Here is a 13,397-nt window from a genome sequence, read left to right on the forward strand (position 1 = left end):
TTGCGCCTCACGGCGCGCTGCCACCCCTCATCGTTTGAGGGGAGACTATCCGAACAACTCGGGCTCATTGAGCCGCGAGACTGCGGAAGCGTGGCTGTTTGATATCTGAATCTGAAGCGACGCGCCGGCGCGAGAAGTATTCTCCCCCAAGGGAAGCGCCGCGGGGGCCGGCGGACGACGAAACTACAGCCCGGTAAACCCGGCCTTCACCGGATCGTTGCTGCCATCGAGCTCACGCAGATAGGTCAAGCCGCACACTGTCAGGCGATGCGGATCGGTTTCGCCGCCATCGAACAGCGACTTTATGTAATCGGTGACTTTGGTGCGGGCTTCATCCGATGCCGCCTGGGTCCGGCTCGCCATCATGTCATAGGTGTGCATGATGCGATCGATGGCAGTCTGCATGTCGTCGTTTTCCCCATTGGACACCAGAAAACCGGCTACTCGGCTTCCAGCCGTGCAGCCTGGAACTGTGTGATGGCTTTGTTCGCAAGGCGGAGTTTGTTGCCCTCACCGCGGTGAAACATCCGGACGATGATTTCGAGCAGCCGATCGTTGGTGAGATAAGTATCGGGCATCGCGCCGGACTTGCGCAGGTAGTTCGAAGCAATGGCATAGGCTTCGCCCACCACCTCGACATTCATCACTTTCAGACCGCGTTCGACCAGCATGGCTTGCCCCTTCTGACGAAGCGATAAGCCGCGAGACTGGAACTGGTTCCATCGAAGGAAGACGGAAATTTTGCGAGAGGGCATAACGTAGCTCTACGCTCTCCGACGACAAGCAAGCGCAGGATAGGGAGCGTCAACAGGTCGCGCGAAGCGCACCCGATGATAAACTCCGCGAAAACCCGTCAAGGCTTGGCACGAGCGGTGAATCGCTCACGCATGCATGCTGTCCCTGGGCTTATTTGACAGCCACGAACATATCGCGGCCGGAATTGCACCGATGAGGCCGAGTGCCACGATCTGTTTACTGGACCCGAGAAGCAAGGCCATCGCCAACACCGATAGACCGTAGGCAAGAAGTGTCGTCGTCATGACCGCAGGCATGGACGTCCTGGCAATCAGCCAGTCGAGCAAAGCGACCAAGAGCCCCGGCGCAATAAGGACGAGATACATGAATACCGGCCCTGTACCGCTGTCCATCGCTGCGCCCGTCAGGATGTACAGCACCGCGTAGAACGAGGCAGTGGCAACGGCAGGAAAGAAGAGCAAAAAGATCAGGAACCGCTTCATGAAATCATCTCCAATATCTCTTGGTCTGTCTTGGAGGTGTTTTCGTTCAGCAAGCGCAGGTGGGCACGAGGCCAAAGAAAAAGGCGCCCTGCGAGGGCGCCTTGATCAATTTCAGTGTCGCATGCGTCTTGCGCGCATTTCGACGTGCTTTCGGAGGGCAATCCGTCGGCAATGGTTCGGCGACTTGGAGGTCGAAAGTCTCAGAGACGATACAGAATCTGGTCGGTCCAGAAGCGCTCGAGGCGATGCAGCGACTTGTTGAGGGTCGCGAATTCCTCGTTGGAGATGCCGCCGACCTGCTCGACCGTCTTGACGTGCTTCTGATAGAGCGCGTCGACGATGTGGCGGATTTCCTGGCCCTGCGCCGTCAGACGAATGCGAACCGAGCGACGATCGACGCGCGAACGCTGATGATCGAGGAAACCGAGTTCGACGAGCTTCTTCAGGTTGTAGGACACGTTGGAGCCGAGATAGTAACCGCGGGTGCGCAGCTCGCCGGCGGTCAATTCCTTGTCGCCGATATTGTAGAGCAGCAGCGCCTGCACCGAATTGATATCAGCACGGCCGCGGCGATCGAATTCATCCTTGATGACGTCGAGCAGACGGCGGTGCAGCCGTTCCACCAGCGTCAAAGCTTCCAGATAAAGCGGCTGAACCGGCGCCTGGCCTGGAACGAGATCGACGCTTTCCACCGTCGCAACGGTCTTGATCATGACACTACCCCTGTTGTCGTTTTTATCGACTTATTCGACGAAACTTGTGTTCCGCCTGATAGGGCCAACTTAAGGGGGAGCGTTTGAAGAACCGCTTAAATAAGACAATAAAGAGATCATGAATTTGCGAGAGTGAATCTCATATTAAGCCGGTGAATAAAGGGCTTTTCGCAAGGTTTGATTCACGCTGCAAAGCCCATGTTCCAGCTTTGTCCGCCCGATCTGTCGCATAGCGAAACAGCTTGCGTAAAATTCGAAACACTCGCGTAAGACTCGTAACCGGGGCGTTAGGGTGACCGAAGTCTTACCGCCAACGCCCCGAAAATTAATTCGACAATTTTACGCAACTCCGCGCGTTCGCCCTTCCCAATATGGCGCGCGCAAAGCCTTGCGATCGATCTTGCCAAGGCCCGTCACGGGGATCTCGGCGACAAAATCGATGGTCTTCGGCGACCACGGCGCGCCGCGCTTGTCTTTCACATGCGCCTGCAGTTCCTCGGCGGAGTTATTCGCGCCGGCTTTGAGCACGACGAAGGCTTTCACTGCCTCGCCCCACTTCGCGTCGGGAATTCCGATCACCGCGGCGGACGCCACCGCATGATGCGCCATCAATGCATCCTCGACTTCGCGCGGATAGATGTTGAAACCGCCGGAGATGATCATGTCCTTGGTGCGGTCGACGATATAGAAGAAGCCGTCTGCATCCTTTACGGCGACATCGCCGGTGTGCAGCCAGCCGCCGCGAAACGCATCTTCGGTGGCATCGGGCCGTTTCCAGTAACCATCCATCACCAGCGAGCCGCGCACGCAGATCTCGCCGGGTTCCCCAGTCGCCACTTCGCGCATCTCGGCGTCGAACAGTTTCACCTCGACCATCGGATTGGCGCGGCCGCAGGAACCGAGGCGGCCCGGCTTGCTGTCGTCGTGATCGATCTTGCGCATCGTGGTGATGATCTGCGGCGCTTCGGTCTGGCCATAGAGCTGCACGAACACTTGGCCGAAGATGCCGACGCCCTCGCGCAGCCGGTCCGGCGACATCGGTGCCGCGCCATAGACGATCATCTGCAATGACGACATGTCGTATTTGGCGCGCAGATCCGGCGCGTCGATCAGCGCATAGATCAGCGTCGGCACCAGGAAGGTCGCAGTGATCTTCTCCTTATGCACCACACGGCAATAGGTCTCCGCATCGAAGCCCTGTACCAGCCGCGCGAAGCCGCCGCGCAGCATCACCGGAAACAGCGTGATGCCGGCGGCGTGGCTGATCGGCGTCGCCGCGAGATAGCGGATATCGGCGGGCCAGTCCCAATCCGCATAGATCGCCAGCGCCATCGCCACGATCACGCGATGCGGCAGCATCACGCCCTTGGATCGGCCCGTCGTGCCGCCTGTATAAGCCAGCCAGCAGATATCGCCGACACTGCTCTCGTCGACCAGCGGCTCCGGCGTCGCATCGGGCAGTTCGGCCAGCAGATCGCGCGCGCCATCGAGCGCGCCGAAGGACAGCAAGTGCTTCAGGGCCGGCACGCGGCTGCGCAGCGTGAGGCCGCGTGCGGCGAACTTGCCGCTCTCCACGATCAACGCGGAAATTTCGGCGTCCTCGAGAATAAAGGCGTGATCGTCCTCGGCGGCCATCGGATGCAGCGGCGTGTAGCGCAGGCCCATCACGGTGGCGGCGCAAATGGCTGCCCAGCTCTCGGCGCGGTTGCCGGAGAGAATGGACAGCGCATCGCCCTTGTTGAGGCCAAGGCTGCGGAACAGACTGATGAAGCGCGCGACCACATCGCCGAATTCGCGATAACTCCAGCGGATGTTGCCGTCCGCGAGCGCGGGCTGATCACCATAGCGGGCGATGGCGCTGACGATGAGGCTGCCGGCGGTGCCGCCGGAATAGAGCTGGTTCAAGATATCCTCCCTGATTGGCACGGCCTTCTGCGAGGCCTCTGCCTGATGATCGCAGCCTATGGCGGCCGTTCGCGCGCCGCCATCCATGCCAGCGCAAGGTAGCCTGCGAGAAACGCAGCCTGGATGCCGACGATCAGCAGGTTGCCGCCATAGATGGTCGGAAACATCAGCTCGATAACCGCCATGGACACCACGGTCGTCAGCCAGACGACGGCGCCCCACGGCGTGGCGAGCCAGAGTCCGACGGCGCTGACCAGTTCGATGACGGCGAAATAGACCGTGGCGGTCTGCCAGGCCATGGTCTGGACCTCAAACGCATCATCCTCGGTGCCGACAAAGCCGGTGACCTGCGCCCAGTGATAGAGGCCCTGCATCATCGAGACGACGGCCATCACGCGCAGGAACAGGACCAGACGCCGGGTCCAGATGTTTTCGTCGGATTCGATGCGCCCGGACGAGATCGCCGCAACCGACATGGCATGGTCCCGCGACGTAGGGTCTCTCGACCCCAGCTCTCTTGAACCAAGGTCGCGCGGCATTTGCTCAGACATGCGAATGCAATCTCGTAAATTGGACCTGAAAGCTCAAACGATGACCTGGATGATTCATGGGGGCTTTTTGTGGGCCTTCGGGCCTGCAAAATCAATGACCCAGCCCATCACCTCATGCGCGCAGAACGTGCATGATCGCGGTGACGCGGCGATGTCAAAGTGCTAGACTTGGAACAGGTCGAATTTAAGGGGCTTTCGACCTCACGAAGGCCCGCGGGAGAGACGGTATTATGGCAATCAAGTTCGGGCGTCCTATCGAATTGCGCGATGCCCCCCGCCCGGCCGCTTATGACGCCCCTTCCCTCGGCCTGACCACCCGCCCCCGCCGTAACCGCAAGTCCGAATGGGCCCGGCGCCTCGTCCGCGAGAACGTGCTGACCACCGACGACCTGATCTGGCCGCTCTTTGTGATCGACGGCGACAACCAGCGTGCGCCAATCGCCTCCATGCCCGGTGTGGAGCGCCTCAGCGTCGATCAGGCAGTGCGCGATGCCGAGCGCGCCATGAAGCTGGATATCCCCTGCATCGCGCTATTCCCCTATACAGACCCGTCGCTGCGCGACGAGATGGGCACCGAGGCCTGCAACGCCAACAATCTGGTTTGCCAGTCCGTGCGCGCCATCAAGAAGGAATTCCCGGATCTCGGCGTGCTCTGTGACGTGGCACTGGATCCGTTCACCAGCCACGGCCATGACGGGCTGATCCAGAACGGCAAGATCCTCAACGACGAGACCGTCGCCGTGCTGGTCCAGCAGGCGCTGGTCCAGGCCGAAGCCGGCTGCGATATCATTGCGCCATCGGACATGATGGACGGCCGTGTCGGCGCGATCCGCGAGGCGCTGGACGACGCCGGATTCCTCGACGTGCAGATCATGGCCTATGCCGCGAAATATGCCTCGGCCTTCTACGGCCCGTTCCGCGACGCCATCGGCTCGGCCAAGACGCTGACCGGCGACAAGCGTACCTATCAGATGGACAGCGCCAATTCCGACGAGGCGCTGCGCGAGGTCGAACTCGATCTGGCCGAAGGCGCGGACATGGTCATGGTCAAGCCCGGCATGCCTTATCTCGACATTATCCGCCGCGTGAAGGATACGTTTGCGGTTCCGACCTTCGCCTATCAGGTGTCCGGCGAATACGCGATGATCATGGCCGCCGCCAATAACGGCTGGATCGACGGCGACCGCGCCATCATGGAAAGCCTGCTCGGTTTCAAGCGCGCCGGCGCCGATGGCGTGCTGACCTATTTCGCGCCGCACGCTGCGGAACGCATCAAGGCATCCCGCTGAGCGCATCCGCGCTCGGCTCTTGCCTGATTTATATCCTCGCCTGAGTTACATCATGGACGGCCTGTAACGATTCCGCGCACTTGTTGCGCGGTCCGGTGATATCCATGTGATGGATCGTGAGGATGCAAACGGAGGGATGCGTCATGTCTGATACCGGCCCGAATGCCGGCGGCCCCAACAACGGAAGCTGGCAGGGTGACACTTGGCGCAGTGCCGGGACGCCGCCGCGCGCCCATGCCTTCGATCCCTATGCGCAGCCCGATTTGTTCCGCGGCGTGCTGATGCGGCGCGTTGTCGCCTTCCTGATCGATCTCGTGGTGCTGTCGATTCCGATCGTGCTCGCAGTGATCTTCATCGCGGTATTCGGCGTCGTCACCCTCGGCCTTGGCTGGGCCCTGTTCTGGCTGATCTCGCCGGCGACGGTGATCTGGCCGGTCGTCTATTACGGCATGTCGCTGGGCGGTCCGCACTCCGCCACCGTCGGCATGCGGATGATGGACCTGCAGATGCGCACCTTCAGCGGCACGCCAGGCTACTTCGTGCTCGGCGCGGCGCATGCGGTCTTGTTCTGGGCCTCGGTGTCGCTGCTCACGCCGCTGGTGCTGGTGGTCGGCCTGCTCAATGGCCGCCGTCAGTTGCTGCACGACCTCGTTCTGGGAACCGTGGTGGTGAACAATTCCGTGGTCCGCGCCGCTTACGCCCAGCCGCCCGGCCGCGCCTACTAACAACCGCCAACTCGGCCGGGCAAAGCGATTGACCGTTTGCCCGGTCGGCGCGATGCTACATCAAACTGCTTCGGAGACCGACGGCAACCCGTGACCCAGCACTCCCGCGACACTCCGCAATTCTACCTGACGGCCCCGTCGCCGTGCCCCTATCTGCCGGGCCGGCACGAACGGAAAGTTTTCACCCATCTGGTCGGCGACAAGGCCGGTGATCTCAACGACCTGCTCACCCATGGCGGCTTCCGCCGCAGCCAGTCGATCGCCTACCGCCCGGCCTGCGACCAGTGCCGTGCCTGCGTCTCCGTCCGCGTCATCGCCAATGAATTCAAGCCATCGCGCAACTTCCGCAAGATCATGGCGCGCAATGCCGACGTGATCGGCGAGCAGCGCAATGCGGTGCCGACGTCGGAGCAGTATTCGGTGTTCCGCGCCTATCTCGACCAGCGTCATCGTCACGGCGGAATGGCCGACATGACCGTGCTCGACTACGCCATGATGGTGGAAGACAGCCACGTCGAAACCCGCATCATCGAATATCGCCGCCGCGGTCCCGATACGGGCATCACCGGACGCGGCGAAGACCTGCTCGCGGTCGCGCTGACCGATGTACTGAGCGATGGGCTGTCGATGGTCTATTCGTTCTTCGAGCCCGGCGAGGAAAGCCGCTCGCTCGGCACCTTCATGATCCTCGACCACATCGCCCGCGCACGCCGGCTGGGATTGCCTTACGTCTATCTCGGCTACTGGATCGAAGGCTCCAAGAAGATGGACTACAAGGGCCGCTATCTGCCGCAGCAGCGGCTTGCGCCATCAGGATGGTTGCGCGTGGACGCGACGGGCGAGACGATGCCCGAGCCGCAGGATTAGCTGGTCCGGCTGACGATCCGTCTTCGGCATCATCTGCGACCGCGGTCGCGCATGCGCGCTGGCAGGGCCGCAGCCATGGCTTGCTCTTCCGGCGCCACAAGCCCATTGTTACCAAGGATCCAGGGCCTGTTCGATGAGGTCCAGGATTAGATCGTGCCATCGCGGCTTCCGCGAGGTCTTGATCCATGAACTGCTCGTGTTGCGGTTTCGAGGTTCAGAGCGGCTTTGCGTTCTGCCCAAAATGCGGCGCGAAGCAGCCGGACCCATGCCCCAGTTGCGGCTACGCGTGCGCACCGGATTTTGCGTATTGCCCGAAATGCGGCGCCCGCGTCGATCACGCCCCCAAGGCCGGCAACCAGCGGGAGCCGTCATCGCCAACAATTCCGGCGACGGTCACGACTGGCGCCCGTTCACCGGCGCTGATGCTTGTCGAGCCCGAGCGCGCACCCCGGCGGACGCTCCATAAGGTCGACAGTGAAGCTAACCGCCGCACCATCACGGTGCTGTTTGCCGACCTCAGCGGCTTCACCACGATGAGCGAACGGCTCGACCCGGAAGTCGTGCAGGCGTTTCAGAACGAATTATTCGAGGAGCTGACCGCAGCGGTGCAAAATTTCGGCGGCTTCGTAGACAAATTCATTGGCGATGCGCTACTCGCTCTGTTTGGTGCGCCGGCCGCGCACGAGGACGATCCTGAGCGGGCGCTCCGCGCGGCCCTCGACATGATCAAGCGCACGGCGCGCTTGAGCGAACGCTCGAAGATATCTGCGGGTTTGCCGCTCATGCTTCATGTCGGAATCAACACCGGGCACGTGGTTGCGGGTGGATTGGGCGCAGGCGTTGCCAAATCCTATTCAGTGACCGGCGACACGGTGAATACCGCTCAACGCTTGCAGTCGATGGCCCCCCCGGGCGACGTGCTGGTGGGACCGCTGACCTACCGCCTCACCCGGCATGCATTCTCGTATGAATCGCTCGGCGACGTTGCGCTGCGCGGCAAGGCAGGCAGCGTCCTGGTCCATCGCCTGAGGGGGCCGCTCGAGACACCGCGTGCGGCACGCGGACTCGAGATACTGGGCCTGAGCGCGCCGCTGATCGGGCGCGACGCGGAGATGGCCCGTATGATGGGGTGCCTTGATCTGGCGTGTGGCGGAGCTGCCCAGCTGATGCGGCTGGTTGGCGAAGCCGGCATCGGAAAATCGCGCCTGGTGGATGAATTCGTTACCCGCGCTCGCGATGAGGATCGCTTCGCAGGCGTGGCGATCCGGCGGGCCGCTTGCTCGCCGCTGGGCGAGCAATCCTACGGTACCCTTGCCGCAGTGCTGCGTAGCGCCTACGGCATCGCGCACAAGGCTTCGGCGGCAGAGGCGCAAGCCAAGCTAGCCGAAGCGTTGTCGGGGCTGGGCATGGCGACCGAAGAGGTCGAGCGGCTGATGCCCCTCTATTTTTATGTTCTTGGTCTCTGCGACCCCGACGACGCCCTGCAGCACGTTGAACCGGAACAGCTTCGACGGCAGATTTTTTTCGCGATCCGCACCGTCTTCGAACGACGTCTGGCCCTATCGCCCCTCCTGATCATTGTCGAGGACCTGCACTGGGCCGACGCCGTATCGCTTGAGGCGCTGCGGTTCGTGATGGATCGGCTGGAGCGCGGGCGGCTGATGCTATTGTTCACACACCGGCCGACGCTTGAAATGGATCAGCTCGACTCAAGTCGAATTAGCCATACAACACTGCGGCTGGTACCCCTTGGCATCGCCGACGCACAAAAGCTGCTCGCGGCATTCTTCGGTGACGGTTGGAATGGATCTTCCGGCTATCTGTTCAATCGAATTCTTGAACGCGCAAGCGGAAATCCGCTGTTCGTTGAAGAAATCATACGCGGTCTCATCGAAGCTGGCATTTTGGAACGTGACGGCTCGCATTGGCAGATCAAGTCAGATGAAGCGGCCGCTGACATCCCGGCGAGCATTCAGGCGCTGCTGCTCGCGCGAGTGGACCGACTGCCACACGGCGTGCGCAGGTTGGCTCAGGAGGCAGCGGTCATCGGGCCGCGCTTTGATGCGGCCCTTCTCGGCGCCACAGCGACCGACCCGGCGAAAGTAGAGGCAGGGCTTGAACTGCTATGCGACGCCGAGATCATCGAGGAGATCGCGGGCGCAAACTCGATTTCGCTGCAATCCTATCGTTTCACGCAAACCATGCTTCAGGATGTGATCTACCAAAACCTCCTTCTGCAACGGCGCATTGAGATGCATGGGCGGATCGGTGCTGCCCTGGAGCGGCTGTGCGGAGATGATCCGGAGCGGCTCGAAGACCTCTCCCTACTGGGACATCATTTCAGCCTCAGCGCGAGCAAGCCGAAGGGTGCACATTACCTGAGCGCGGCCGGCGATCGCGCACGCGCGATCTATGCCAACGACGACGCCATCCGCCTCTATCAGCAGGCCCTCGCCGTCTTGTTGACCGCTGGCGATCAAGGACCGGAACGGCTTGTGCTATACGAACGAATTGCCGACCTGTGTGGAGCGGCGGGCCGGCGTGACACGGCCGACGAACATTACCAGACGGTATTGGAGGCCCACCGCGCGGCCGGGGACCGCGCCGCCGGAGCGCGGATACTTCGCAAGCTTGGCCGTTTGATGTGGGACGCCGGCAAACGAAACGGGGCGGAGGCGCATTACGCCGAGGCGGCTGCGTTGCTCGAAGGAACGGACGCGCCGATCGAGTGGGCGCACCTGTTACAGGAGCGCGGCCACCTCGCGTTTCGCATCGGCGATCATGCTGCGGCCGCGAGATGGGCAGACGATGCGCTTGGCTACGCTCAATCCGTGCCGCCGGAGGTAGACAAGCAAGCCGGACTGGAAGCGGCTCGCGCCACCGCGGAGGCGCTTAATACCAAGGGGGTTGCATTGGCGCGGCTGGGCCGAAGCCAGGAGGCCGTTCGCGAAGTGGAGCGAAGCGTCGCAGTTGCCGAAGCCGCTGGCCTTCTCAGCGCAGCCTGCCGCGGCTACACCAATCTTGGCGTGCTCTACACGATGGTCGATCCGGCGCAAGCCATGGAAGTATGCCGGCGCGGTCTTGATGTCGCCCGCCAGATCGGCGATCTCGGTTTTCAGGCGCGTCTCCTTGTCAATCTCGCTGTCGCCTGTTGCACTTTCACGGACAGGTGTGCCGACGAAGGCGTGCCGGCGGCCGAAAAGGCGATCGAACTCGACCGCTCGCTTGATCAGCGCGAACATCTCGCTGTGCCATTGATTGTGCTCGGGCAAATTCATCAATGCCATGGCCAGCCGGAACTCGCCGCCCGCTGCTACAATGAAGCAATTGAGGTGGCGCAGGAAACGGGCGAGCCCCAGCAGCTCTTTCCATGCTATGATGGTCTCGCGACGCTGAACCTCGATCGAGGCGACATGCCTGAGGCCGAGCGGTATTTTGCTCTGGCGCACGATGTCTGCGCCCGGCACGGGCTTAATCCCGAAGCGCTGGTCGTACTGCCATTTCTTGATTAGCAAGTAGAGGAGGTTGACCATGTCTGAGCATCATGTCGATGGGTTACTCCACCCGGGCGACCGCGCACCGAACATTGTGCTGGATGCAATCACACGTGACGGCAAGATCGCGCTTGATGACTTTCGCGGCCACAGCCCAGTACTGGTCGGCTTGTTTCGAGGTCTGCACTGCCCGTTCTGCCGGCGCCATCTCGCGGCCCAGGCGCAACTTGACCCGGCCCTGCGCGAGAAAGGCGTCGAGAGTCTTGTGGTGGTCAACACGCCTATCGACCGTGCGCGGCTCTATTTCCGGTATCATCCCTTGCCCAATCTGCTCGCCGCGTCCGACCCCGAGCGCGTCTCCCACCGCGCGTTTGGCTTGCCCAATCTCGAATTCACGGAGAGCGAAACCGAATGGCCGCGCAAGCTGGGTATGAACGCCGTGATGAGCATGCGGATGGACATGCCCGGCGAGCTGCCCGAGCCGATGAACCCGATGGCGGCGGCCGATCTTCTCAACACGAAGGACGGCTACGAAATAACCGAAGCCGACGAGCACATGCTGGCAACTGGCCAGGGTCAGCTCTTTGGCCAATTCCTGCTTGACCGGGAGGGCATCGTACGTTGGAGCTTTACCGAAGTTCCTGAGGGTGGCCATCGCATGTTCGGGGCTCCCACTCCGCGAGAGCTGATGTCGGCGGCTTCCGAGGTTGCAGGCTAAGGCATTTCGCTCAACGTCGCCTTGGAGGCCGATTCACTCAGCCTGCAAACGCATATTGTCGCCGAAGGAAGCATCTACGCTTTGCTGGGACCCTATGCAGTCGCCGCGGCATCGAAGGATGTGCCGTCTGCAATCGTCGAAACTGGTCGAGTCGGTCGTCACGCGCCACATTGCTCAGGCGATGTCGCGTCACGGAAGCCTGACGCTGGCATGCCGGACTGTCATGGAGCTCACGCGGGAGATCGCGAAATCCAGCGCGGCAGGATTACGTCGCACATAGCCACAAAGGCCAGCCCCCTTCACCAAAGTCTGGTGGCATCATCTGCAGCTGCCTTAAATTTCAAGGCTTCAGCCGAAAAAGCTGTCGTAAAGCAGCTTGCAGTTCAGAAGCACGATGATGCCAGCGATGATCCATGCGGCCGTGGCGACCGACCGCGAGATTACGAAGTCACCCATCTTTCGCCGATCCGAGACAAACCGCACCAGCGGGATGATCGCAAATGGCAGCTGCATCGACAGGATGACCTGACTGAAGACGAGGAGTTGTCCGGTGCCGCGTTCGCCATAGAGCGCGGTGACGACCACGACCGGGACAATCGCGACGCCGCGAGTCACGAGCCGGCGCGCCCAGTTCGGCAGACGCAGCCGGAGAAAGCCCTCCATCACGATCTGGCCGGCCAGCGTTGCCGTTACCGTCGAGTTGAGACCGGATGCCAGCAGTGCGATCGCGAAAAGCGTCGATGCGATGCCGAGACCGAGCAACGGCGACAACAACTCGTAAGCCTGACCGATCTCGGCCACATCGGCATGACCTGACGTATGGAAGGACGCCGCGGCGACGATGAGGATCGCCGCATTGATGAACAGCGCGAGCATCAGCGCGATGGTGCTGTCCGCCGTCGCCCACTTGATCGCGTCGCGGCGGCCTGCATCGGTGCGCGGATAGTCACGGGTCTGCACGATCGATGAATGCAGATAGAGGTTATGCGGCATCACGGTTGCGCCGATAATGCCGATCGCAATGTAGAGCATTTCGGGATTGGTCACGATCGCGGTGGACGGCAGGAAGCCGCTCAACACGGCAGCCACGGGCGGCGCCGCAGCGACAATCTGAACCGTGAAACAGACCGCGATGACGATGAGCAGCGCGATCACGAAAGCTTCGAGAAAACGAAAACCCTTGTTCATCAGCAACAGCAGCAGAAAGGCATCCAGCGCAGTGATGAGCGCGCCCCCAATCAGCGGAATACCGAACAGCAGCTGCAGCGCAATCGCGGTACCGATCACTTCCGCCAGATCGCAGGCGATGATCGCCGTCTCGCAGGCCAGCCACAGCATGATGTTGACCGGCCGGGAAAAGCTGTCGCGGCAGGCCTGCGCCAAGTCGCGGTCGGTGACGATGCCCAGACGCGCGGCCAATGCCTGCAGCAGGATAGCCATCACGTTCGACAGCAGGATCACCGAGAGCAGCGTGTAGCCGAATTTCGAGCCACCTGCGAGATCGGTCGCCCAGTTGCCGGGGTCCATATAGCCGACCGAGACCATGTAACCCGGTCCCGCGAACGCCAGCAGCCGGCGAAACCAGTGGCCGCCGATCGGAACCGGGATCGACGAATTGACCTCCGAAAGGCTGCGCCGGAAATCCCCGCCAAGGCCGGAGCGCCAACCGGCCGCGTCTGGAACGCTGCCGGGCATTGGAGACGTTGACGAATCGGGCGAGGTTTTCGGCGAAAGTGCATCCATCAGAGCTGCATAGAGCAATCCCTCCCTTGTTGCAACTCATTTGCAACTGCATCTAGTTGGTTGGTGGGCCCTGCCTGTCACGGCGCGCTCTCGGCAATCGGGTGGCTGTGTGCTCGTCCGGACACCATGGTGGCTGTCACAGACAGGAATCGCC

The 13,397-nt window shown here is 61.8% G+C and carries 12 protein-coding genes; 5 read left to right on the forward strand and 7 right to left on the reverse strand.

Going from position 1 to position 13,397, the window contains the following annotated elements:
- Nucleotides 1–183 precede the first annotated feature (183 nt).
- The 6 genes from ACEK02_RS29165 to ACEK02_RS29190 all read right to left on the reverse strand — a co-directional run bounded on the left by ACEK02_RS29165 (nt 184) and on the right by ACEK02_RS29190 (nt 4,407).
- Nucleotides 184–405, reverse strand: coding sequence for a hypothetical protein (locus ACEK02_RS29165; RefSeq protein ID WP_371424934.1), 222 nt, complete (start codon nt 403–405; stop codon nt 184–186).
- 35 nt (nt 406–440) lie between these two features.
- On the reverse strand, nt 441–671 hold the full coding sequence (locus ACEK02_RS29170; protein ID WP_371424935.1) for a hypothetical protein: 231 nt from the start codon (nt 669–671) through the stop codon (nt 441–443).
- A 210-nt stretch (nt 672–881) separates the two neighbouring features.
- Nucleotides 882–1,238: a hypothetical protein gene (locus tag ACEK02_RS29175; protein WP_371424936.1), complete on the reverse strand. Its 357-nt coding sequence runs from the start codon at nt 1,236–1,238 to the stop codon at nt 882–884.
- Between the two features lie 200 nt (nt 1,239–1,438).
- Nucleotides 1,439–1,951 carry a transcriptional regulator LdtR gene (gene ldtR / locus ACEK02_RS29180; RefSeq protein WP_371424937.1) on the reverse strand — a complete coding sequence of 171 codons (513 nt, stop codon included), beginning with the start codon at nt 1,949–1,951 and terminating at the stop codon, nt 1,439–1,441.
- A 339-nt stretch (nt 1,952–2,290) separates the two neighbouring features.
- Nucleotides 2,291–3,856, reverse strand: a complete 1,566-nt coding sequence (locus ACEK02_RS29185; protein WP_371424938.1) for an AMP-binding protein — start codon at nt 3,854–3,856, stop codon at nt 2,291–2,293.
- 56 nt (nt 3,857–3,912) lie between these two features.
- Nucleotides 3,913–4,407: a DUF6163 family protein gene (locus ACEK02_RS29190; protein WP_371424939.1), complete on the reverse strand. Its 495-nt coding sequence runs from the start codon at nt 4,405–4,407 to the stop codon at nt 3,913–3,915.
- 230 nt (nt 4,408–4,637) lie between these two features.
- Between ACEK02_RS29190 and hemB the strand changes: the two genes are divergently transcribed.
- The 5 genes from hemB (at nt 4,638) to ACEK02_RS29215 (ending at nt 11,500) form a co-directional block, all read left to right on the forward strand.
- Nucleotides 4,638–5,696, forward strand: a complete 1,059-nt coding sequence (gene hemB / locus ACEK02_RS29195; RefSeq protein ID WP_371424940.1) for a porphobilinogen synthase — start codon at nt 4,638–4,640, stop codon at nt 5,694–5,696.
- Nucleotides 5,697–5,839: 143 nt separating this feature from the next.
- Entirely contained in the window at nt 5,840–6,421 is a 582-nt protein-coding gene (locus ACEK02_RS29200; protein WP_093761440.1) for an RDD family protein, read from the forward strand.
- A gap of 90 nt (nt 6,422–6,511) precedes the next feature.
- Entirely contained in the window at nt 6,512–7,288 is a 777-nt protein-coding gene (locus ACEK02_RS29205; protein WP_320444493.1) for an arginyltransferase, read from the forward strand.
- Between the two features lie 185 nt (nt 7,289–7,473).
- Nucleotides 7,474–10,800 (forward strand): adenylate/guanylate cyclase domain-containing protein, encoded by a 3,327-nt coding sequence (locus tag ACEK02_RS29210; RefSeq protein WP_371424941.1) that lies wholly within the window; start codon nt 7,474–7,476, stop codon nt 10,798–10,800.
- Nucleotides 10,801–10,819: 19 nt separating this feature from the next.
- The gene (locus ACEK02_RS29215) at nt 10,820–11,500 is read left to right on the forward strand and encodes a peroxiredoxin-like family protein (protein WP_371424942.1); all 681 of its coding nucleotides are present in this window, start codon (nt 10,820–10,822) and stop codon (nt 11,498–11,500) included.
- Nucleotides 11,501–11,848: 348 nt separating this feature from the next.
- Here the strand turns inward: ACEK02_RS29215 and ACEK02_RS29220 are convergent, their stop codons facing one another.
- Entirely contained in the window at nt 11,849–13,195 is a 1,347-nt protein-coding gene (locus ACEK02_RS29220; protein ID WP_371424943.1) for an Nramp family divalent metal transporter, read from the reverse strand.
- Nucleotides 13,196–13,397 lie beyond the last annotated feature (202 nt).

It is taken from the genome of Tardiphaga sp. (assembly GCF_041424195.1).
GTDB lineage: Bacteria > Pseudomonadota > Alphaproteobacteria > Rhizobiales > Xanthobacteraceae > Tardiphaga.